The following is a 20,956-nucleotide window of genomic DNA, read 5'->3' on the forward strand; positions in this document are numbered from 1 at the left end:
CTCGGTGGTGAGGTCGCCGAACAAGGGGGAACGGGGCGGGGCGCGTGACCGTGCAAGCAGGCAGGATTCCGGTGCTCATCGTCGGAGCGGGCCCGGTGGGCGCGGTCCTCGCGCTCGAGCTGGCGCATCACAGCGTGCCGTGCACGGTGGTGGAGCGGTCACCCGAACCGCCCCGCCACCCGGGCGTCATCTTCCTGGACGGCCGGAGCATGGAGCTGCTGCGCCGGCTCGGGCTGGCCGCACGCGTACGGGACGAGTGCCGGATCGTGGGCCCGGCCGGCGGCGTGGTCTGGACGAGGGGGCTGGACCACGCGCCGGCCGGGATGTGGCCGGCGCCGCCGGAGCCACCGGCCGACGCGGTGGACGGCACCGCCGCGCTGGAGACCGGGCTCTGGGTGCGCGGCGCCGCACTGGCCGCGTTCCTGCGCGCGACGCTGCGCCGCAACCCGCTGATCGACCTGCGCGAGGGCTGGACCTTCACCGACCTGCGGGTGGAGGGCGACCGGGTGCTGGCCACCGTGCTGGAGCAGCGCACCGGCGTACGGCACGCGCTCGAGGCCGCGCACCTGGCCGGCTGCGACGGCGCGCGCAGCACGGTCCGCCGCTGCCTCGGTATCGGACTCGACCGGATCGGCCCGCCCGCGCGCCGCTGCGCCGTCCTCTTCCGCAGCTCGGACGCGGTGCTGGCGGCGCACGCGGAGGCCGCGCCGGAGATCGTCGCGGGCGAGGCGACGCTCACCTGGCAGGGCGACGGCGACGCCTGGGTCGGCACCGTGCCGCTGGCCGACGGCCCGCCCGCCGCGGTCGACCCGGCCGAGGTGCTGCGCGACCGGCTCGGCCTGGACGGCACGTACGACGTGCTCGCGGTCTCCGAATGGGACGAGTCCCCGGCCGTCGCCACCCGGTACGCGCAGGGCCGCGCCTACCTGGCCGGTGCCGCCGCGCACCGGCTGCGCGCCGCGGTCGGCCGCCGGGCCGGCACCGACATCGCGGACGCGGTCGACCTCGGCTGGAAACTCGCGGCCACGGCGTGCGGCTGGGGCGGTCCCCGGCTGGCCGCCAGCTACGAGAGCGAGCGCCGGCACGCCGCGCTGATCGACCGGGAGCTGCACGACCTGGCCGTGCAGACCCGGCTGCGGTTCGGCCGGCTGGCCGGCGCCGGCGCGTCCCGTGAGCTACTGGCCGGGTTCGTGGCGCAGGAGGCGCACCAGGCCGGTGACGCCGGGATCACGTTCGGCCGCCGGCTGGCCGATTCGCCGGTCGTCTGCCACGAGCCGGACAGCCCCGGCGACCTGCCGTGGGACCGGATCATGCCCTCCACCTGGCCGGGTAGCCGGGCACCCGCCGTACCGCTCGCGGACGGCGCACCGCTGTTCGACCGGCTCGGGCCCGAGTTGACGCTGGTCGACCTGGGGTCCGGGGGCGCCGGGCGCGCGCTGGCGGAGCGCGCCCGGCGCCGGGGCATGCCGATGACACACCTGATCGCGACCGGCGCCGCCTGGGACCGGCGGTACGTGCTGGTCCGCCCCGACCACCTGGTCGCCTGGCGCGGCGACGCACCGCCGGCGGACTGGACCGCCGTGCTCGACACGGTCACCGGCCACATCTCCCGTGAACACGTGATGTCCCGTGATCCGTTCGCCGGTGAGACTCGGTCGACCCCGCTGACGACCGAGAGGACGGACCGACCGTGACGGCTGCGATCGCGTTCACCGACAGCTGCCCGACGCTGCTGAGCAGCACCGTCATCGCCGGCTGGCGCAGGCGCCTGGCCCGGGACCGGAACCGGGAGCGCAGCCACTGGCGGACCAAGACCGCCTACTACCGCGCGGCCGCCGCGCTGCTGTCCGACGGCACCGGCCGGGTGCCGGGCTGGCGCGACGTGGTCGACGCGGTCCTGCCGCAGGGCAGCCGCACCACGTTCTACGAGGTGGCCGGCGAGCACGCGCGGCACCCGATGGTACGCGAGCTGGCCCGGGACGGCTCGGCCGACTCGATCCAGCTGGCGCTGGCGTACCGGCGGGTGGACGCGGTCGCGCAGCTGATCGACGAGACCAAGGTGTGGTCCTTCTGGGAGTACCGGGAGGAACTGGTGCGCCGGCTCGTGGCGGAGACGCCCGGGCCGGACGAGGCGGGCAGGGAGGTGCGGGCGGCGCTGCTGGCGTGGGCCGCCGACCACCCGGAGCTGGCCGCAGCACTCGACCACGCGCCACCGGCCTGCGCCGTGGAGGACCTGGTGGTGCTGGGCGGGGGACGCGCGATGGCGTTGCGCGTCGCCCGGGAGCTGGCCGGACTGCTGCACGCCCGCTGAGCGTCCCGGCGGTCCAGGGCCCAAGGGGGCTTCAGCTCTGGGCCGCCGGGGTCGTTCGGCCGTCTTGACAGCCGTCGATGCCGGTCGTTGGATGTGTTACCGGGAGGTAACGCCATGGCCGCCGGACCCGCCGTCCTCGCCGCACTGCTCACCGCCTCGCTGCTGCACGGGCCGGTGACGGCGCCCGCGTGCGACGCACCCGTCCCGAGCACCACCCAGCCCGGCTATCTGGTCGCGGACCCGGACTGCGACGTGGACGGCACGCCGTTCACGCCGGTCGCGGGCTCGGCCGTGCACACCGGCATCGAGCGGGGCGCGGCGTACCGGATCGAGGTACCGCGCCGGTGGAACGGCCGGCTGGTGATCTTCGCGCACGGCTACCGCGGCGACGGTCAGGTCGTCTTCGTCAGCAACCCGCGCCTGCGCGAGCACTACCTGGACCGCGGCTACGCCTGGGCGACCTCCAGCTACCAGCTCAACGGGTACGAGGTCGGCCAGGGCGTCCGCGACTCGCACGCGCTGATCGAGGTGTTCAGCCGGGTCACCGGCCGGCCGGCCCGCTCGGTGCTGATGACCGGCGAGTCGATGGGCGGCCACGTCACCGCGGTCGCGATCGAGGAGTATCCGCGCGCGTTCACCGGCGCGATGCCGGTCTGCGGCGTGCTCGGCGACACCGCGCTCTGGGACTACTTCCTGGACGCGAACGTGACCGCGGCCGCGCTGGCCGGTGTGCCGATCCGCTTCCCGGACGTGCCGGACGCGTCCTACGACGCGGAATGGCGCGCGCGGGTCACGGCGATCACGGCGAACCTCGGGCTGCCGGCGTCGCTCACCCCGGCTGGGCGGGCCTGGTCGGACGTGGTCGAGCGGCGCACCGGCGGCGAACGCCCGGGCTTCGCGGAGTCCTTCGCGTTCTGGAACGCGGTGACGTCGCTGGAACCCTTCGCCGACCTGCCGTTCCTCTTCGGACTCTATCCCGGCCTCTCCGGCCGGGCGGAAAACGTGTCCGGAAACCGCCACACCGTCTACCGGACCGACGACGGACCGCGACTCACCCCGGCCGAACTGCGGCTCAACCGGGACGTCCTGCGCGTCGCGCCCACGCTGCCGCCGGACCCCGGCCTCGGCAGCATCCCGCGCGTCGACGGCCGGCCCCGCGTGCCGGTGCTCTCGCTGCACACCACCGGCGACCTCTTCGTGCCGTTCTCGATGGAGCAGATCTACGCGCGTCGCGCGCACTCGCCGCTGTTCGTCTCGCGAGCGATCCGCGCGCCCGGCCACTGCGACTTCACCCAGGCCGAGCTGCGGGCCGGCTTCGACGACCTGACCCGCTGGATCGCCACCGGGCACCGTGCCCCCGGCGACGCCGTCCTGAACCCGCGTGCGGTCGCGGCCACGTCGTTCGGCTGCCGCTTCACCACGGAGACGCGCGCCGGTTTCCCGCCCTGCCCGTGAAGCTTTGGATATTCCCGCTTCCGGCGTGGCCGCTGGGGCTCCTGCGGGCTCCGGTCGCGTCGTGGTCACCGAAACCCCGCTGTCGTCTTTCGGATAGCGGGGGCGCGCGGGTGCAACCCGGCGGCGGCCGGAGCCGTCTAGTGGCTGTGGAGCCGGTGAGGGCCACCCTTCGTGACGCACGGTGAGCATTGCCGTTCTGACCGCAGTGTGGCCGTTCGTCTGGTTGATATCCCTCCCGGGCCACCGTTTCATGTGTTCCTGGGTGGAACGACAAAGGGACGGATCCGGATTTATCCGGTGGGGGACGGAGTGCAGCCCGCGATGACGAGGTGGACGATCGGCGCCCGGCACATCGCGATCATCGCCACGGTACTGGCCGTGATGCTGATCGCGAGCCTGCTCGTGGTGGCGAGGGTGACGTCCGGCAACTACGGAGCGTCAGCTTCGCCGTACCGGCCGAACCCACGCGCCGCGAGCACGCCGGAGCCGGGCGGCCAGGCCGCGTCCGCGGCACGCGGGCCGATGCGCGCGGAACCGCCGACCCGGCAGCGCGCGTACGACGGGCCGGAGGGCACCCAGCGCGTCACCGGCACGCCGTCGATGAGCCTCACGTTCGACGACGGCCCGTCCCAGTACACCGACGAGGTGCTGGACCTGTTGGACAAGCACGGCATCAAGGCCACGTTCTGCGTGATCGGCAGCCAGGTGCGGTCGCATGCGGCCCAGATGCGCCGGATCGTCGCCGAGGGACACACGCTCTGCAACCACACCTGGAATCACGACTTCCAGCTGGCCGAGCGCACGCCGGAGCAGATCGTCAAGGACCTGGTGCGGACGAACGACGCGATCCACACGGTCGTACCGAACGCGAAGGTGCACTACTTCCGCAACCCGGGCGGCAACTTCAACCACCGTACGGTGTCGGTCGCGCAGAACCTCGGCATGGTGCCGCTGCACTGGAGCATCGACTCGCGCGACTGGGAGACCAAGGACGCGAAGAAGATCTGCGACCTGGTCGAGGCGAACGCGCACCCGGGCGCGGTGGTGCTGCTGCACGACGGCGGCGGCGACCGGCGCGAGACGACGAAGGCGCTGAAGAAGCTGCTGCCGTTCCTGAAGGCGCGGTACGACCTGGTGGCGATGCCATAGGTGCGGCCGCCCCGCCGGACGGCCGCACCCGCGGATCAGACGAGCTTGGCGTCGACCGTCTGCGGCACGGCGCCGAGCGCGGCCGAGATCGGGCAGCCGGCCTTCGCGGTCTCCACGTGGGCCGCGAAGGCGTCAGCGTCGATGTTCGGCACCGACGCCTCCACGGTCAGCGCGATACCGGTGATCTTCGGGCCGTCGCCGAGCGTGACGGCGGCGGAGGTGCGCACCGAGTCGGCCTTGAAGCCGGCACCGGCGAGCACGTTCGCCAGGAACATGGAGAAGCAGCCGGCGTGCGCGGCCGCGACCAGCTCCTCCGGGTTGGTCCCGGATCCGTCCTCGAAGCGGGAGACGAACGTGTACGGGCCCTCGAAGACGCCGGAGCCGAGCGCGACGGTGCCGGCACCGCCCTTGAGGTCGCCGTTCCAGACAGCGGATGAGGTACGAGTTGGCATACCGGTGATTCTGCCCGGACCGCCCGCCGCTGCCCAGACCGCCCCATGCTCGGCAATATCCGCGTTCGGTGGTGCGGCGGTCGCATCCGGGTGTAGAGCAAGCAGGTAAGGGGTCCCGCCCGGGGCCGAAGGAGGCGGGTCATGTCCGGAATCGTCGTCGGAGTCGATGGATCGCCCGGGGCGGAGACGGCCGTACGCTGGGCCGCCGCCCGATCCCGGGCCAACGGCGCGCCGCTGCGGCTGATCCACGCCTACTCGCTGCCGGTGCCGTACCCGGCGTCGCCGTTCGGCCCGGCCGGCGACGTCACCGGCGACGCGGGCGCGTACGCGAAGGCCGCCGAGGCGGTGCTGACCGGCGCGGCCCGGGTCGCGGCCGAGGCCGGTGCCGCCGCGGTGAGCACGGAAGCGCTGGCCGGCGGCGCGTCCGGCGTGCTGATCGAGGCCTCGGACGGCGCCGGCCTGGTCGTGGTCGGCTCCCGCGGCCTCGGCGGCTTCACCGGTCTGCTGCTCGGCTCGGTCGGTGTGCAGGTCTCCGCGCACGCGAAGTGCCCGGCCGTGGTGGTCCGCGAGCCGGCCACGCCCGGCGGCCCGGTGGTGGCCGGAGTGGACGGGTCCGCGCCGTCGCACGCGGCCGTGCTGTTCGCGTTCGCGGAGGCGGAACGGCTCGGCGCCGAGCTGATCGCGGTGCACGCGTGGGGCCTGCCGACGCCGGTCGACCCGGCGCTGATGGCGTTCCCCACCGCGCAGGACCGCGACGACTACGTGACCGCGGCCGGCCAGGTGCTGCACGACGCGCTGACCGAGGGCCGGTCCCGGCACCCGTCCGTCCGGGTCCGCGAGCTCGCGGTGGAGCGCGGCGCGTCCGCCGGCCTGCTGGAGATCGCGGAACACGCCGCGCTGGTCGTGGTCGGTTCCCGCGGCCACGGCGGTTTCGCCGGGCTGCTGCTCGGCTCCACCAGCCAGTACGTGCTGCACCACGCGCACTGCCCGGTGGCGGTGCTGCGCGCGGACGTGGACCCGGAACCGTCGGAAGCCTGACTCGGCACCGTCATTGCCGCGTATAAGTTTGTCGATACGTTGACTTCCCGGGGCCCGAGGTGCGGGTCCCGGGGAGGACGAGACCCGTGTTACGCAGAACCGTGATCACGGCGGCAGCCGTCCTCGCCGTCGTCCTCGGCGTGCAGGGCGGCGCGGAGGCGGCCCCGGCGCCCGGCGTGCCCGGCGCCGGTGACAGCTACTATCCCGACTACGGCAACGGGGGTTACGACGTCGGTCACTACGACATCCGGTTGCGCTACCACCCGCAGACCGACCGGTTGACCGGCACCACCACGATCCTGGCCACCGCCACCCAGGACCTGTCCGCGTTCAACCTGGACTTCGCGCTGCGGACCACGTCCGTGCGGGTCGGCAGCCGGCCGGCCACGTTCGCCCGGGAGGGCGACCACGAACTGGTCGTCACGCCGGCCCGCCCGCTCCTGGCCGGCCAGAGCACCACGATCGTGGTGACGTACGACGACGTGCCGTCCTCGGTGGTCGCGGCCGGCTACACCGCGTGGAACCGCACACCGGACGGCGCGCTCGCGGTCGGCCAGCCGGAGAGCGCCTGGTGGTGGTACCCGGGCAACGACCACCCGACGGACAAGGTGACCTTCGACGTGTCCGTGCTGGTGCCGTCCGGCGTGGAGGCGATCTCCAACGGCTCGCCGACCAGGTGGGCGCAGCCGGAGCTGCGCGGCTGGGACCGCTGGTCCTGGCGATCGGCCGCACCGCAGGCCACCTACCTGGCGTTCCTGGCGATAGGCGACTTCGACACGTACGGCGACGAGACGCCGGACGGCCAGCCGGTCATCACGGCGTACAGCACGCGCCTGGACGACGTCAGCGCCGCGGCCGCCCGCAGCAGCATCGAGCGGACCAGGGAGATCCTCGACTGGCAGGCCGGCCTGTTCGGCCCGTACCCGTTCGGCCCGCGGGGCGGCGTGGTCAGCGGACCACGTGACCTGGGCTTCGGCCTCGGGGCGGTGCCGCCGGGATCGGGCACGCCGGGAGCGGAGTGCGCTATTCCCTTATCTTCGCCAGGAAACCCGCGACGTGCGACAGCATCCGCGCGATCTTGTCCTCCTCGCTGAGTGAGTCGCGCAGCGGTGTGCCGGGGCCGGCGCCCGGGCGGCCGCGGATGTAGAGCGAGCAGGTCAGGTCCGGGCAGATGTAGGTGCCGACGGAGTCGCCCTGGCGGCCTGCCTTGCCGGCCTTCGGCGCGACCATCAGCGGTACGCCGCCGTCGTGTGTGGTAAGGCAGAGGGAGCAGATGCCGTGGCGGGCGGTGCGGGCGACGGATGGGGTGGGGAGGCGCAGCGTGACCGCGATCAGGGAGTCGCCGGGGACGGCCAGGTAGGCGCGTTCCGGTGACTTCGGGTCGCGCCAGCCGAAGAAGTCCAGGTCGTCCCAGGGGCGGGTGGCCAGGTCGCGCGGGATGAACGCGCGGGTCGCCTCGCCCTTGGAGCAGTTCACGAACGCGGCGCGGATCTCTCGGTCGGTCAGCGGTTCCATGCGGACGACGCTAATTTGCCTAAAACCTTTAGGCAAATCAATAATGGGGTATGGCACGTGCGGGGTTGACCACGGAACGGCTCGCGCAGGCCGGTGCGGAGCTGGCGGACGAGGCGGGCTTCGACGCGGTGACGCCGTCCGCGCTGGCCCGGCGGTGCGGCGTCGCGGTCGCGAGTCTCTACTCGCACGTGGCCAACGGGCAGCAGCTGCGCGCCCGTGTGACGATGCTGGCGCTGGAGGAACTGGCCGGCCGCGCGTCGGAGGCGCTGGCCGGGCGTGCCGGCCGGGACGCACTGGTCGCGCTGGCCGGCGTCTACCGGGACTACGCGCGAGCGCATCCGGGCCGGTGGACGGCGGCACAGGCGCGGCTGGAGCCGGCGGACGCGGCGGCGAGCGCGGGTGTGCGGCTGTCCGGGATGACGCGGGCGCTGCTACGCGGTTACGACCTGCCGGAACCGGATCAGACACACGCGGTACGGCTGCTCGGCAGCGTGTTCAACGGCTGGGTCAATCTGGAGGCGGCCGGTGCGTTCGCGCACAGTGCGCCGGACTCCGCGGAGAGCTGGACACGTTCACTGGACGCACTGGACGCGCTCCTGCGCGCCTGGCCACGCAGTTGACCCGCGCCTGGCACCGCGGCCGACCCGCAGTGCGGACCCGCGGCCGAGCCGCGGCTGACACGCGGTCGCCCCGCAGCTGACCGGCCGCGATCGGAGAACGTGTTCTCGCTGTTGAAGCCGCAAATCCTCCGCGCCTACGCAAAACGATTTTCATCGCGCCAATCGGATTTCCCGGGTGTTACACCCTTGTAAATCATCGAAGGCTGTGAATAGCCTGTTTTAAGGACGCGTCAGGGCGATCACCGCCGCACGGTCCCAAATCCGCTTTTAGTGGTCTTCATGGGGCAATGGCCTGCTCCGGAGGAAACGCCCCGACCGGGCTGCGGGGACGACAGGCAGGCGGTCTGCGGCGCGGCGTCGCAGCGAGCCATGGACCGTCACGCTCCATCCGCGTACATCTCGTGAGGAGTGCACGTATGCGTGTGTCATCGAGGAAGCGATCCCTGGCCCTCGCGGCCGCCGCCACACTGGCCGCCGCCGGTCTCGTCACCGTGGCCACCGGCACCGCGAACGCGGCGGCCAAGCTGGACAACCCGTACGCCGGTGCCAAGGTCTACGTGAACCCGGACTGGTCCGCGAAGGCCGCGTCGAGCGGTGGGCAGGCGATCGCGAACCAGCCGACCGCGATCTGGCTGGACCGGATCGCCGCGATCGAGTCCGGCTCGGCCGGATCGAACACCATGGGCCTGCGCGACCACCTGGACGCCGCGCTCGACCAGGGTGCGAACCTGATCCAGGTGGTCATCTACAACCTGCCCGGCCGGGACTGTGCCGCGCTCGCGTCCAACGGCGAGCTGGGCCCGACCGAGCTGGCCACCTACCAGAGCGGCTACATCGACCCGATCGTCGAGATCATCGGCGACCCGGCGTACGCGAACCTGCGGATCGTCACGATCGTCGAGATCGACTCGCTGCCGAACCTGGTGACGAACGTCAGCCCGCGGCCGACCGCGACGCCGGAGTGCGACGTGATGAAGGCCAACGGCAACTACGTCCAGGGCGTCGGGTACGCGCTGGCGCAGCTCGGCGCGCTGCCGAACGTCTACAACTACATCGACATCGGCCACCACGGCTGGCTCGGCTGGACCGACAACTTCGCCGGGTCCGGCCAGGTGTTCCTCCAGGCCGCACGGGCCAACGGCGCGGAGCCGGCGGACGTGCACGGCTTCGCCGCGAACGTGGCGAACTACGGAATCCTGGACGAGCCGTTCTTCGAGGCGACCACCGTGGTCGGCGGCAGGACGGTCCGGGAGGCCACCACCTGGGTCGACTGGAACAACTACGTCGCCGAGGTGGAGTACGCGCAGGCGTACCGTCAGCACCTGGTCGGGATCGGCTTCGACGCCGGGCTCGGCATGATCATCGATACTTCTCGCAATGGCTGGGGCGGCCCGGACCGGCCCACCCGGGCCAGTACGTCGACGGACCCGAACACGTTCGTCAACGAGTCGCGTCTGGACCGGCGCATCCATCTCGGCAACTGGTGCAACCAGGCCGGTGCCGGGCTGGGCGAGCGGCCGAAGGCGTCGCCGGCGGCCGGTATCGACGCCTACGCGTGGATCAAGCCGCCGGGTGAGTCGGACGGCGCGTCCCGGGAGATCGCGAACGACGAGGGCAAGGGCTTCGACCGGATGTGCGACCCGACCTACCAGGGCAACCCGCGGAACAACAACAACATGTCCGGCGCGCTGCCCGACGCACCGCTGTCCGGCCACTGGTTCCAGGCACAGTTCGAGGAGCTGCTGGCGAACGCGTACCCGCCGCTCTGAGTCATTCCCGCTCAGCCGGCAGCCGGCAGCCGGTCGGGAACCTCGTGCACACGCTTCGCCGAGGTGTGCATGAGGTTCCGGCGTGTCACCGTGGCGCTCCGGCCGGGTCGTCGAGCAGCGTGCGGCAGGCGGCGGACGAGCCCGACCCGCGCGCGGCCGGGAACCCCGGCCACTGTGGACGCCCGGCCCACCCCCAAACAGTGGGCCGAGCGCACCCGCCATTGTGCACCCACCGCGCTCGCCTGCGTCCCGGTGCGGCCGGGCCGGCCGCGGTCACGCGCCGACCAGCAGGGTCAGCAGGTCCCCGGCCTCGGCCGGGCTGCCGTAGCGGTAGCCCTGACCGTGGTCGCACCCGCGGTCACGGGCGGCGTCGCGCTGGGCGTCGGTCTCGATGCCCTCGGCCACCGCGCGGATGCCGAGGTCGTGCGCGGTCGCCACGATCTGCGCGAACAGCACGCCGCTGTGCTGTTCGTCGGTGGGCAGCAACGCGGTCAGGTGCCGGCGGATCTTCGCGACCGCGAGCGGCAGCCGTTCCGCGGTGTCGCGCAGCAGCGCCGCGTCCGTGAAGCCGCACAGTGCCAGTTCCATGCCGCGGTTGCAGAGCGTGCGCAGCGAGGCCAGCGGCTGCCGCTCGGAGAGCGCCGGACCGTGGTCGATCTCCAGCGTCACCCGCCGCGGGTCGAAGCCGCTCAGCGTCAGCGCCTGCTGCAGGTCGTGGGCGAGCTGCGGGTCGCGCAGTTGCCCCTCGGACAGGTTGATGTGCACGCGCAGCGACTCGGTGACGGACAGCGCGGGCCAGGACGCCACCTCCTGGCAGGCCGCGGACATCACCCAGCGGCCGAGCGGGCGGATCAGCCCGGTGGCCTCCGCGGCCGGGATGAAGTGTGCGGCCGTGACCAGTCCGGTGTGCGCGGGCGTCCAGCGCATGAGCGCCTCCACGCCGATCACGCGCTCGTCCGCGAGTGCGACGATCGGCTGGTAGCGCAGGTGGAACTCGCCGTTGCGGAGTGCGTCGAGCAGTTCGGCCGCGAGTGCGTCGCCGGCCGGGACCGTCGGGTCGAGCGCGTGGTCGAGCACCCGCCGGTCGGCCAGCACGGCGGCGAGCGCGGACTCCTCGTCGCGCGCGGCCTCGTACCGGACCACCGCCTCCTGCAGGCACCGGTCCAGCGTCTCCGGCGGGCACGGCTTGTTCAGGAACCGGAAGACCTGGCCGTCGTTGATCGCCCGGATCGCGGCCGCGGGCTCGGTCTGGCCGGTGAGCAGCACACGCGTGGTGAGCGGCGCGGCGACCCGCACCCGGGCCAGGAACGTGGCGCCGTCCATGCCGGGCATGCGCATGTCGCTGACCACCACCGCGAACGGGCCCTGCTCCGCGATCGCGGCCAGCCCGGCCTCGCCGCCCTCGGCGACCGTCACCGCGTACCGGCTGTGCAGTTGCCGGCGCAGCCCGGAGAGGATCTTCGCGTCGTCGTCCACCAGCAGCAGGCGGGGCTTCACGCCGGGACCTCCGCGCTGACCGGCAGGCAGACCGTGAACCGGGCGCCCTCGCCCGGCGCGGACTCGACCCGGATCGCGCCGCCGTGCTTCTGCACGATGCTGCTGTATGCCATGCTCAGCCCCTGACCGGTGCCCTTGCCGACGCCCTTCGTGGTGAAGAACGGGTCGAAGATGCGCTCCCGGACCGCGTCGGTCATGCCGGTGCCGTCGTCGCTGATCACGATCTCGGCCCGGTCCTCGTACCGCCGGGTGGAGATCGTGATCGTGCCGAGCGGCGGGTCCGGCTGCTGCGCGCGCCGGGACTCGATCGCGTGCGCCGCGTTGACGATCAGGTTCAGCACGACCTGCTTCAGCTCGCCCTCGTAGCACGGCACCATGCCCACGTCCGGGCTCAGATCGAGGGTGAGCTGCGCCTGGTACTTCCATTCGTTCCGGGCGACCTGCGCGGTGCTCTCCACCGCCCGGTTGATGTCGGTGTCCCGCCGGCCCTGGCCCGGGTGCGAGAAGTCCTTCATCGCGCGGACGATCTGCGCGACCCGGTCCAGTCCTTCCAGCGACTCGGTGACCGCGCCCGGGATCTCGTCGACCAGGAAGTCCAGGTCGATGGTGTCCAGCGCCGCGCGCAGCCCGGCCATCGCCTCGGCCGGGTCCGGGTGATCCGCCGCGCACACCTCGCTGACCCGCTTGACGAGCCCGAGCAGGCCGTCGAACGACTCCGCCACGAACCGCGTGTTGTCCGAGACGAACTGGATCGGTGTGTTGATCTCGTGGGCGATGCCGGCCGCGAGCTGGCCGATCGCCTCCAGCCGGTTCGCGGCATTGAGCTGCCGTTCCAGCTCGCTGACCCGGGTGACGTCCGCGCCCACGCCGATCAGGCCCTCGATCACCCCGGCCGGGCCCCACCGGGGGAGCACGCTGAGCAACAGGCTGCGCGACGGTCCCATCGTCACCCGCTGGTCCAGCACCGGCCGGCCGGTCGCCAGCACCTGCGCCTCGACCTCCGGCAGCACGCGGGACAGCTCGTCGGTGACCGGCAGCTCCGCCTCGGTCCGGCCGAGCACGTCCGCGTCGCGGTCGAGCCCGCGCATGGTCAGGAACGCCGCGTTGTGCCCGTGGTAGCAGCCGGCGAAGTCCTTCCAGTAGGTCAGCTGCGGGATCGACGAGAGTACGCCGTCCAGCAGCGCCTTCTCCGTGGACAGCTCCGCGGCCAGCGCCTCGGAGCGTTCGATCGCGGTCAGCAGCGTCTCGTCGGCCTCGCGGCGGGACGTGACGTCGTGCTCCACGCAGACGATCCGGACCCGGCCGTCGTCCTCGTGCACCCGGTGCAGCTCGATCTTCAGCCAGTACTCGTGACCGTCCCGGGTGGTGGCCAGGAAATCCGGAATCATGCCCTGGTGATCGTCGGTGAGGTAGTCGCCGAGGTCGCCGAGCGGCTGGGTGCCGGCGAGCATGCTCTGCCGGGTACGGCCGACCGCCTCCGCCTCGGACCAGCCGGTCATCGCGGTGAACGCCGGATTGACCCACTCGATCACGCCGGTCTCGTCCGTGATCACGACGGCGTCGTCCATGTTGCGGGCGACCAGATCCTTCGCGGTACGCATGTCGCGGGTGAGCGACCGGATCATGTCGCGCTGCTGGTCGACGGTGCGCAACAGATCCTCGTAGGAGGGCGGTGAGTCGGACATGTCGCCCTCTCCGAGCCGGTGCCGGGACTCCGAGGATCCGATCGGCCCGGTGCGGCCCGACCTGAGCGGTTTCCCGCTCACCGGGTTCAGCCGCATTTATAGTCGAATGACGGCTCAGGGGGTGCGGGTGTGCTGACTCAGCGGATTCTCATGGTCGACGACGAGCAGCGCATCCTGGACGCGTTCCGGCGCAGCCTGCACGGCCGTTACGAGCTGGACACGGCCAACTCCGGCGCGGACGGGCTGGCCAAGGTGCACGGCACCGCGTACCCGTACGCCGTGGTCGTCTCGGACATGCGCATGCCCGGCATGAACGGCGCCGAGTTCCTGGCCGGGGTGCGCGAACGCTCGCCGGACACCGTGCAGATCATCCTCAGCGGCCAGGCCGACCTGGGCGACACGATCGCCGCGGTCAACGACGGCAACCTGTTCCGCTTCCTCACCAAGCCGTGCGAACCGGCCGAGCTGGCCCGCGCGCTGGACGCCGCGCTCGCCCAGCACCGCCTGATCATGAGCGAGCGGGAACTGCTCGAACGTACGCTGGACGGTGCGGTCAAGGTCCTGACCGAGCTGATGGCGGCCGCGCACCCCGTCGCGGCCGCGCGCACCGAGACCGTGCGCACGCTGATCGACGCGTGCGTGTCCGGGCTGCGGCCGAAGGACACGTGGGAACTGCGGCTCGCCGCGATGCTCGGCCAGGTCGGCATGATGGCGGTCCCGCCCGAGGTGATCGCGCGGGCGACCGACACCACGGACGTCGACGCGGAGGCGCTGGCCATGTTCCGCGGGCACCCGCAGCTGTCCCGCGAGCTGATCGGCCGGATCCCGCGGCTGGAGCGGGTCGCCGCCTGGGTGGCGTCCCAGCCGGTCACGCTCGCGGAGGCGCAGGTGCCCACGCCGCGCGCGACCGAGGAGTCCGGCGGCGCGGCGAAGCAGATCTACGAGACCGTCACCGCGTTCGTGGTCGCGGTCGAGTCCGGGCTCGCGCCCGGCGCCGCGGTGGTCGAGCTGGCCCGCAACCCGCGGTATCCGGCCGAGATGCTGGACGCGGCGGTCCGCGCCTACAGCGCCAACGAGGTCCGCCGCCCCCGGCAGGTCAAGGGCAAAGAGCTGGTGGTCGGCATGCTGATGAACCAGGACGTGGTCACGAAGACCGGCATGACGCTGGTCCGGGCCGGCGAGGTGCTGACCGAGTCGCACGCGATCCGCCTGCGCCACTTCGCCGAGGGCGTCGGCGTGGTCGAGCCGATCAGCGTCCTCGCCTGACGCCGATCACCATGACAGCGCCGATCAATACGACAGCGTCACGACGTCCATCAGCGTGAGGTCGTGGCCGGTGGGTCACTGGCCCGGACCGGCGGTCACGCGTTCGGCATACTTACGCGCCTTGGCGAGGACCTTCGGGGGCAGCGCCGGGGCGTCCAGCAGGCGCGGCTGGAGCTCGCGCTCCAGCGTCATGGCCCGGAACGCGAGCCCGACCGTGACCTCGTGCGGCGGGCGGTGCTCGACCACGATCCGGTCGCCGGCCCGCACCTCGCCCGGCGCGATCACCCGCAGGTAGGTGCCGGGCACCGCGCGCTGGGTGAACGTCTTGAGCCAGCCGGGCACGTCCATCCAGCGGGCGAACGTGTTGCACGGCTCGCGCGGGACCGAGACCTCCAGCACCAGGTCGGCGCCGATCCGCCAGCGCTCGCCGATCAGTGCGTTCGTGACGTCCAGGCCGGCCGTGGTGAGGTTCTCGCCGAACACGCCGCCGGGCAGGTCCCGGCCCAGCTCCGCGGCCCACACGTCCAGGTCCTCGCGGGCGTAGACGTAGACGGCCTGGTCGTCGCCGCCGTGGTGGCGGTTGTCGAAGATCTGGTCGTGCACCAGGCCGCTGCCCAGCCCGGTCGCGCGGTCGCCGGGCGCACGGACCAGCACCGGCCCGTCCACCGGACGCTTGTCGATGCCGGTCTTGCGCACCGTGCCGGGCACGCGGCCGGGCACGGCCAGGTTGACGGAGAGCACGTGAGCCACCACGCGGGAAGAGTACACGCTCTCCGTACCCCTCGATGATCTAGTGAACGCGCAGCGACCAGGCGCGGACGCCGCCGACGATGCCGGCCGTGTTCGGCACGATCACCACGTCGTCGCCCATCCGCAGCAGCTGCTCCGGGATGATCCGCCGGGAGTTGCCGCCGCCGATGTAGAGCCGGTCCCAGAGGAACACCGGGCGCAGGCCCTCGACCACCCGGGCCACCCGGCGCGACCAGAACGAGTCGCCGAGCCGGCGCCGCTCGTGCTCGCCGATGTACGTGTCGTACGACATGCCCCAGCGCACCGGCGCCTGCGAGAACTCCAGGTGCGGCGCGAGCCGCCCACCGTCGAACAGCGCGCAGCCGAGCCCGGTGCCGAGCGTCAGCACCAGCTCCAGCCCGGTGCCGGCGACCACGCCCGCACCGTGCACCTCCGCGTCGTTGAGCACCAGCGTCGGGCGGTCGAACGCGGCGCCGAGCGCGGACCGGGCGTCGAAGTTCGCCCAGGCCTTGGCCAGCTCCGGGTCGATGCGCGTGCGCGGCCCGGCCTTCGTGATGTAGTGCGGGGTGGCGACCACCACACCGTGCCGGATCATGCCCGGCATCCCCACCGTCACCCGGTCCGCGGGCGGCAGCTGGTGCGACAGCTCCACCAGCGTCTTCACGAAAAGATCAGGATGCAGGGGGTACGGGGTGGGGACGCGCAGCGGCTGGGCACGCATCGTGCCGGACTCGTCCAGCACGGAGGCCTTGATACCACCGCCACCACAGTCGATCGCCAGGGTCGTATGCACGCCGACTAGTGTGCCAAGCCCTGCCCGGGTCCGCGCTCTGGCAGTCTGTATCGATGATCCAAGCGGTGGTATTCGACCTCGACGGCGTGCTGATCGACACCGAGCCGGTGTGGGAGGAGGTGCGCCGCGGGCTGGTCGCGGAGTCCGGCGGCACCTGGCTGCCGGACGCGCAGACGCGGCTGATGGGCATGAGCACCGGCGAGTGGTCCCGTTACCTCGCCGAGGACCTGGGCGTCGGCGGTACGCCGGAGGAGGTCGCGGCCGAGGTGCTGCGGCGGATGGCGGCCCGGTACGAGACCGCGCTGCCGCTGATCCCGGGCGCGGTCGAGGCGGTGCGGCGGATCGGCGCGGAGTACCGGCTCGCGGTGGCCAGCTCGTCCGCGCGCGTGCTGATCGACCACGTGCTGGCCGCGGCCGGGATCACCGCGCTGTTCGAGACCACGGTGTCGACCGAGGAGGTGCCGCGCGGGAAGCCGGCGCCGGACGCGTACCTGACCGCGGCGTCCCGGCTCGGGCTGGCGCCGGAGCGGTGCGCGGCCGTGGAGGACTCGTCGAACGGGCTGCGGTCCGCGTCCGCGGCGGGGCTCGCGGTGGTGGCGATCCCGCAGCCGGCCTACCCACCGGCCGGCGACGCGCTGATGCTGGCGGACAGCCTGCTGACGTCGCTGGCGGAGCTGACCCCGGAGCTGATCGCCTCGCTGCGCGACTGACCGGACCGCGGACCCCTCCGCCCGCTGCTCCGCGTGGCGGGGTTCCGGGTGCCCCCGCGGGCGCCGACGGGGTGTCACGCGCGCTGTGCCACGAGATCGTCGGGCGCCGGCCCGCAACGAGGAGGACCGGCGCCCGGAATCCACACCGGGACCTACGCGGGGGACGCCGTGCAGGGCGTGCCGTTGAGCGTGAAAGCAGTCGGTGCCGCGGGCGCGGCGCCGGTGTAGGACGCCTGGAATCCGGTGCTGACCGTGCCACCGGCCGGGACCGAGCCGTTCCAGGCGACGTTCGCCGCGGTGAGCGTGCTGCCGGACTGCGTCCAGCTGCCGTTCCAGCCGTTGGTGAGCGTGACCGTGCCGCCGACCGTGAACGCGACCCGCCACGAGCTGATCGCGGCGCCGTTGTTGGTGACCCGCAGCTCGGTGGTGAGCCCGGTCGACCACTGGTTGACCGTGTACCGCACCGCACACCCGGCCGGGCCCGGCGTCGGGCTGCCGGTCGGGCTTGCGGTCGGGGTCGCGCTGCGCGTGGTCGTCGGCGTCACCACCGGGCCGGCCGCGATCGCCAGGTCGTAGGCCCGCTGCGGGACGAACTGGCCGGCGCCGGCGATGCAGCCGTCCGCCTCGCCGGGCAGCTTGATCCACAGGTACGCGTCCAGGATCGGGTCCTCCACCGCGTCCGTGGACGGGATGCCGATCGCCCGGCCGGCCGGGTCGCACCACTCGCTGCCGGCCGGCCCGTTGCCGTTCCGGCTGGTGTCGATCACGCCCTTGAGCGAGGAGTCGCCGGTGGCCGCGATCACCGCTTTGACGTAGGGGACGGCCTCCGCGTTGGTCCGGTAGTTCGAGACGTTGACCGAGATGCCGTCCGCGCTGTTCGCGATGTCGGCGCGGACCAGCCGGGCGGCCATCTCGGCCGGCGCCAGCCACGCCGAGTGTGCCGCGTCGAAGTACACCTTCGCCTGTGCGGACGCTGCCTTGAACGCCTTGCCCGCGTACGCCATCGACGCGTACACCTCGTTCTGCTGCGACTGGTCGAGGCAGCTGGTCATCAGCGCGAGCACGTCCGGCTCCAGGATGATCGCGGCGGGCCGGCCGCGCAGCCCGGCCGCGACCTGGTCGACCCACGCCCGGTACGCCGCGTGGTTCGCCAGCCCGCCGGAGCTGGCGCCGCTGCAGTCCCGGTTCGGGATGTTGTAGACCACCATGATCGGAATCTTCCCGGCCGCGGCGGCCGCGCCGACGAACGCGTCGACCTCGCCCGCGACCGTGCCCGGGTTGTTCGCGGTGAACCAGCGGCCCTGTGGCACGCTCGCGATCCGGTCCCGGATGACGGCGGCGCGGGAGTCGTTCGGGTTGGCGGCGACCCACCTCGCGGCGTTCGTGGCCGGGTCGACGTAGTAGGGCGATTCGGCTGCGGCCGCGGTGGACGGCAGCAGCAGGCCGGCGCCGGCCACCGTGGCGGCGGCGACCGCCACGGCGGCCAGGACGGATCTGGGGCGCATGGGTGCTCCTCGCAGGCGGTGGGATCGAAGGTCGACGGGAGCGCTCCCACGACCTTACTCATCAACCTGCGTCTATGCAAAGCAGAAGTCCGCCGCCCCCGCGGTGCAGCGCGGGGGCGGCGGACCGGGGAACGCCTGTTACGCGTGCAGCTCCGGCAGGAAGCTGATCACGCCGAACTCCGCGCCGCTCGGGTCGGCCAGGATCGCGTACGACCCCATGGTGGCGGCGCGCATGCCGGCTACCACGGACCCGCCGAGCGCCACGCACCGGCCGGCCGTGGTCGCCACGTCCTCGGCCTCGAAGCAGGTGAGCCAGCGGGCCGCGCCCTCGGTGACGCGCATGCCCGCGACCACACGCGCGCTGCTGGTCAGGTACTCCGAGTACCGCACACCGGGCGCGTACTCCGCGTTCTGCTCGGTCCACTGGAAGATCTTGCCGTAGAACGAGGAGATCGTGTCCGGGTTCGGCGTGCTCAGCTCGAACCAGCAGGACGCGCCGGGCTCCTCGTTGATCTGGGCGCCGCCGAACGCGCCCTTCTTCTCGAATGCGCCGAAGACCGCGCCGTCCGGGTCACGGAACAGCGCGGCCAGGCCGCCGTTCGGCATCTCGTGCGGCGCGCGCAGCACGGTGCCGCCCGCGTCCGCCACCAGCACGGAGACGGCCTCGATGTCCTCGACCGCCACGTAGGTCGCCCAGGCGCTGCCGCCCAGGTCAGGAGCGTCGTCCGAATGCGACAGACCGGCCGCCGCCAGGTCACGCAGCCGGAAGGTCCGGTCGTCGGTCTTCCAGCCGAAGAGCTCGCCGTAGAACGCTGTAGCGTCGGCGGACTCCTCTCCGATGAGCTCAGCCCAGCACGGGGTGCCCTGTGGGTAGCCTCTGACTCGCACCGCCAACCTCCTTGTCGCCTGCGGTTTGATCCGTGATCATTCCGGCGTTACGTCACTCTGCGTGTAGCCGACCCTTGTGGAGCCGCTTCCGGGCCGAAGGGTGTTCGGCGTCCACACTGGGTGATCCGCGTCGTCGTATCGACGGCACCGGTTGACGTCCACCTTACGGGTTACCTACACGCAGAGCTACAGAAGTTGGGTCCGAAATCGGTCAGCTCACACGAGAAAGCGCGCTACTGCTCACGTGGAGTTACTTGTAGGGTGCATCGAGTGTCTTCTTGATCGCACGCGTCACCTGCACGTTCCGGCTGCACGTGCGAGCGCTCGTGCATTCGGTCGAGCTTCGCCATCACCGGCGTGGCCGCTACGCCGTGTAGCACGACCGAGATGATCACGACGAAGCCGGCGGTAGCCCAGAGCAACGGAGCGTCCGGGATCTCGGCGTGCCCGAGCGCGTACGCGAGGTAGAAGAACGTGCCGACGCCCCGTATGCCGAACACGCCCACCACCCAGTGCTCGGCACGCCGGCCCGGTGCCCCGATCAGCGACAACCGGCCGGCCAGCGGGCGGATCAGGAAGATCAGCGCAAGGCCGGTCGCGGCCGCGCCCCAGGTCAGCGGCTTCAGCAGCCCGTCCACCACGGCGCCGCCGAGCAGCAGCAGGAGCAGCACGGTCAGCAGCCGCTCGATCTGCTCCGAGAAGTCGTGCAGCACCTGGTGGTACTCGTGACCGCGCTCGGCGCCACGGATCGCGCGCGCGGCCACGAAGACCGCGAGGAAGCCGTACCCGTGGATCATCTCGGTCGCGCCGTAGGCGAGGAACGTCGCGGCCAGCGCCATCAGGCCCTCCGCGTGCAGCGCGGGCCGCAACCGCTCCGGACGCGCCCGGAAGAACAGCCAGCCGAGCAGCCAGCCGACCACGGTGCCACCGGCCACCCCGGCGGCGATCTTCCAGCCCACGTCGACGAGCGCCCAGTGGCCGGCGGAACCCCAGGTCAGCCCCGGGATCATGGCGAGCGCCAGCGCGACGAACGGGAACGCCAGACCGTCGTTCAGCCCCGCCTCCGCGGTGAGCGAGAACCGGACCTCGTCCTCCGAGTCCTCCTCGTCGGTCGGCTCGCCGACCTGCACCTCCGCGGCCAGCACCGGGTCGGTCGGCGCGAGCGAGGCGGCCAGCAGCAGCGCGGCCGCCGGGCCCAGCCCGGCCCAGGCCCAGCCGAGCAGCGCGACCGCGGCGATGGTCAGCGGCATCGCCAGCGCCAGCAGCCGCCACACCGCCGACCAGCGCCGCAGGCCGAGCGGCCGGTCGATCTTCAGGCCGGCGCCCATCAGCGCCACCAGCACACCCAGCTCGGTCAGGTGCTCGGTCAGCTCCGGGTGGGCGAGCGGGTCCAGGTCCGGCAGCGGTGACGGGATCGCGAAGACCACCATGCCGAGCCCGAGGAACGCTATCGGCATCGAGAACGGCCGGCCCTCCACCAGGCGAGGGAGCAGGCCGGCCAGCAGCGCGCCGGCGCCGAACAGAGCGAACGCCAGATCTATCATGTCCATCGG

At 72.5% G+C, this 20,956-nt stretch carries 18 protein-coding genes and 1 pseudogene; 10 read left to right on the forward strand and 9 right to left on the reverse strand.

Annotated features, from left to right (window positions below):
- Positions 1 to 71: 71 nt before the first annotated feature.
- From J2S42_RS32110 to J2S42_RS32125, 4 genes are all read left to right on the forward strand, one after another.
- Positions 72 to 1,694: an FAD-dependent monooxygenase gene (locus J2S42_RS32110; protein WP_307245200.1), complete on the forward strand. Its 1,623-nt coding sequence runs from the start codon at positions 72 to 74 to the stop codon at positions 1,692 to 1,694.
- On the forward strand, positions 1,691 to 2,311 hold the full coding sequence (locus J2S42_RS32115; RefSeq protein ID WP_307245202.1) for a hypothetical protein: 621 nt from the start codon (positions 1,691 to 1,693) through the stop codon (positions 2,309 to 2,311). Before J2S42_RS32110 ends, J2S42_RS32115 begins: the two co-directional genes overlap by 4 nt.
- 114 nt (positions 2,312 to 2,425) lie before the next feature.
- On the forward strand, positions 2,426 to 3,766 hold the full coding sequence (locus J2S42_RS32120; protein ID WP_307245204.1) for an alpha/beta hydrolase family protein: 1,341 nt from the start codon (positions 2,426 to 2,428) through the stop codon (positions 3,764 to 3,766).
- 321 nt (positions 3,767 to 4,087) lie between these two features.
- A complete protein-coding gene (locus J2S42_RS32125) occupies positions 4,088 to 4,915 on the forward strand; it encodes a polysaccharide deacetylase family protein (RefSeq protein WP_307245206.1) in 828 nt (275 codons plus the stop codon).
- Positions 4,916 to 4,950: 35 nt separating this feature from the next.
- Here the strand turns inward: J2S42_RS32125 and J2S42_RS32130 are convergent, their stop codons facing one another.
- The gene (locus J2S42_RS32130; protein ID WP_307245208.1) at positions 4,951 to 5,367 is read right to left on the reverse strand and encodes an OsmC family protein; all 417 of its coding nucleotides are present in this window, start codon (positions 5,365 to 5,367) and stop codon (positions 4,951 to 4,953) included.
- A gap of 141 nt (positions 5,368 to 5,508) precedes the next feature.
- On the opposite strand from J2S42_RS32130, the gene J2S42_RS32135 reads away from it, so the two are divergent.
- Both J2S42_RS32135 and J2S42_RS32140 read left to right on the forward strand, forming a co-directional pair.
- Positions 5,509 to 6,405: a universal stress protein gene (locus J2S42_RS32135; RefSeq protein ID WP_307245210.1), complete on the forward strand. Its 897-nt coding sequence runs from the start codon at positions 5,509 to 5,511 to the stop codon at positions 6,403 to 6,405.
- An 86-nt stretch (positions 6,406 to 6,491) separates the two neighbouring features.
- A complete protein-coding gene (locus tag J2S42_RS32140; RefSeq protein ID WP_307245212.1) occupies positions 6,492 to 7,499 on the forward strand; it encodes a gluzincin family metallopeptidase in 1,008 nt (335 codons plus the stop codon).
- Here the strand turns inward: J2S42_RS32140 and J2S42_RS32145 are convergent.
- Complete coding sequence (locus J2S42_RS32145) at positions 7,429 to 7,920, reverse strand: FBP domain-containing protein (protein ID WP_307245214.1); 492 nt, start codon at positions 7,918 to 7,920, stop codon at positions 7,429 to 7,431. The two genes, J2S42_RS32140 and J2S42_RS32145, sit on opposite strands and share 71 nt — an antisense overlap.
- A gap of 50 nt (positions 7,921 to 7,970) precedes the next feature.
- Here J2S42_RS32145 and J2S42_RS32150 point away from each other — a divergent pair, with 50 nt between their 5' ends.
- Both J2S42_RS32150 and J2S42_RS32155 read left to right on the forward strand, forming a co-directional pair.
- Positions 7,971 to 8,540 carry a TetR/AcrR family transcriptional regulator gene (locus J2S42_RS32150; protein ID WP_307245216.1) on the forward strand — a complete coding sequence of 190 codons (570 nt, stop codon included), beginning with the start codon at positions 7,971 to 7,973 and terminating at the stop codon, positions 8,538 to 8,540.
- 447 nt (positions 8,541 to 8,987) lie between these two features.
- Positions 8,988 to 10,309 (forward strand): annotated as a pseudogene (locus J2S42_RS32155) (glycoside hydrolase family 6 protein); the annotation flags it as partial.
- 273 nt (positions 10,310 to 10,582) lie between these two features.
- Here the strand turns inward: J2S42_RS32155 and J2S42_RS32160 are convergent.
- Positions 10,583 to 11,806: an EAL domain-containing response regulator gene (locus J2S42_RS32160; RefSeq protein WP_307245218.1), complete on the reverse strand. Its 1,224-nt coding sequence runs from the start codon at positions 11,804 to 11,806 to the stop codon at positions 10,583 to 10,585.
- Entirely contained in the window at positions 11,803 to 13,491 is a 1,689-nt protein-coding gene (locus J2S42_RS32165) for a PAS domain-containing sensor histidine kinase (protein ID WP_307245220.1), read from the reverse strand. The genes J2S42_RS32160 and J2S42_RS32165 overlap by 4 nt, the downstream gene beginning before the upstream one ends.
- A 129-nt stretch (positions 13,492 to 13,620) precedes the next feature.
- Here J2S42_RS32165 and J2S42_RS32170 point away from each other — a divergent pair, with 129 nt between their 5' ends.
- Complete coding sequence (locus J2S42_RS32170) at positions 13,621 to 14,757, forward strand: response regulator (RefSeq protein ID WP_307245222.1); 1,137 nt, start codon at positions 13,621 to 13,623, stop codon at positions 14,755 to 14,757.
- Between the two features lie 75 nt (positions 14,758 to 14,832).
- Here the strand turns inward: J2S42_RS32170 and J2S42_RS32175 are convergent, their stop codons facing one another.
- Together J2S42_RS32175 and J2S42_RS32180 are read right to left on the reverse strand one after the other, a co-directional pair.
- Positions 14,833 to 15,507, reverse strand: a complete 675-nt coding sequence (locus tag J2S42_RS32175; protein WP_307249155.1) for an MOSC domain-containing protein — start codon at positions 15,505 to 15,507, stop codon at positions 14,833 to 14,835.
- A gap of 40 nt (positions 15,508 to 15,547) precedes the next feature.
- Complete coding sequence (locus J2S42_RS32180; protein ID WP_307245224.1) at positions 15,548 to 16,300, reverse strand: ROK family protein; 753 nt, start codon at positions 16,298 to 16,300, stop codon at positions 15,548 to 15,550.
- A 53-nt stretch (positions 16,301 to 16,353) separates the two neighbouring features.
- Between J2S42_RS32180 and J2S42_RS32185 the strand changes: the two genes are divergently transcribed.
- A complete protein-coding gene (locus J2S42_RS32185) occupies positions 16,354 to 17,010 on the forward strand; it encodes an HAD family hydrolase (protein ID WP_307245226.1) in 657 nt (218 codons plus the stop codon).
- A 152-nt stretch (positions 17,011 to 17,162) separates the two neighbouring features.
- On the opposite strand, the gene J2S42_RS32190 is transcribed toward J2S42_RS32185, so the two are convergent.
- The 3 genes from J2S42_RS32190 to J2S42_RS32200 form a co-directional block, all read right to left on the reverse strand.
- Positions 17,163 to 18,515, reverse strand: coding sequence for a glycoside hydrolase family 6 protein (locus J2S42_RS32190; RefSeq protein WP_307245228.1), 1,353 nt, complete (start codon positions 18,513 to 18,515; stop codon positions 17,163 to 17,165).
- 138 nt (positions 18,516 to 18,653) lie between these two features.
- Entirely contained in the window at positions 18,654 to 19,403 is a 750-nt protein-coding gene (locus J2S42_RS32195; protein WP_307245230.1) for a VOC family protein, read from the reverse strand.
- Positions 19,404 to 19,636: 233 nt separating this feature from the next.
- Complete coding sequence (locus J2S42_RS32200) at positions 19,637 to 20,953, reverse strand: cation:proton antiporter (RefSeq protein ID WP_307245232.1); 1,317 nt, start codon at positions 20,951 to 20,953, stop codon at positions 19,637 to 19,639.
- Positions 20,954 to 20,956 lie beyond the last annotated feature (3 nt).

The organism is Catenuloplanes indicus (assembly GCF_030813715.1).
Classification (GTDB): Bacteria; Actinomycetota; Actinomycetes; order Mycobacteriales; family Micromonosporaceae; genus Catenuloplanes; species Catenuloplanes indicus.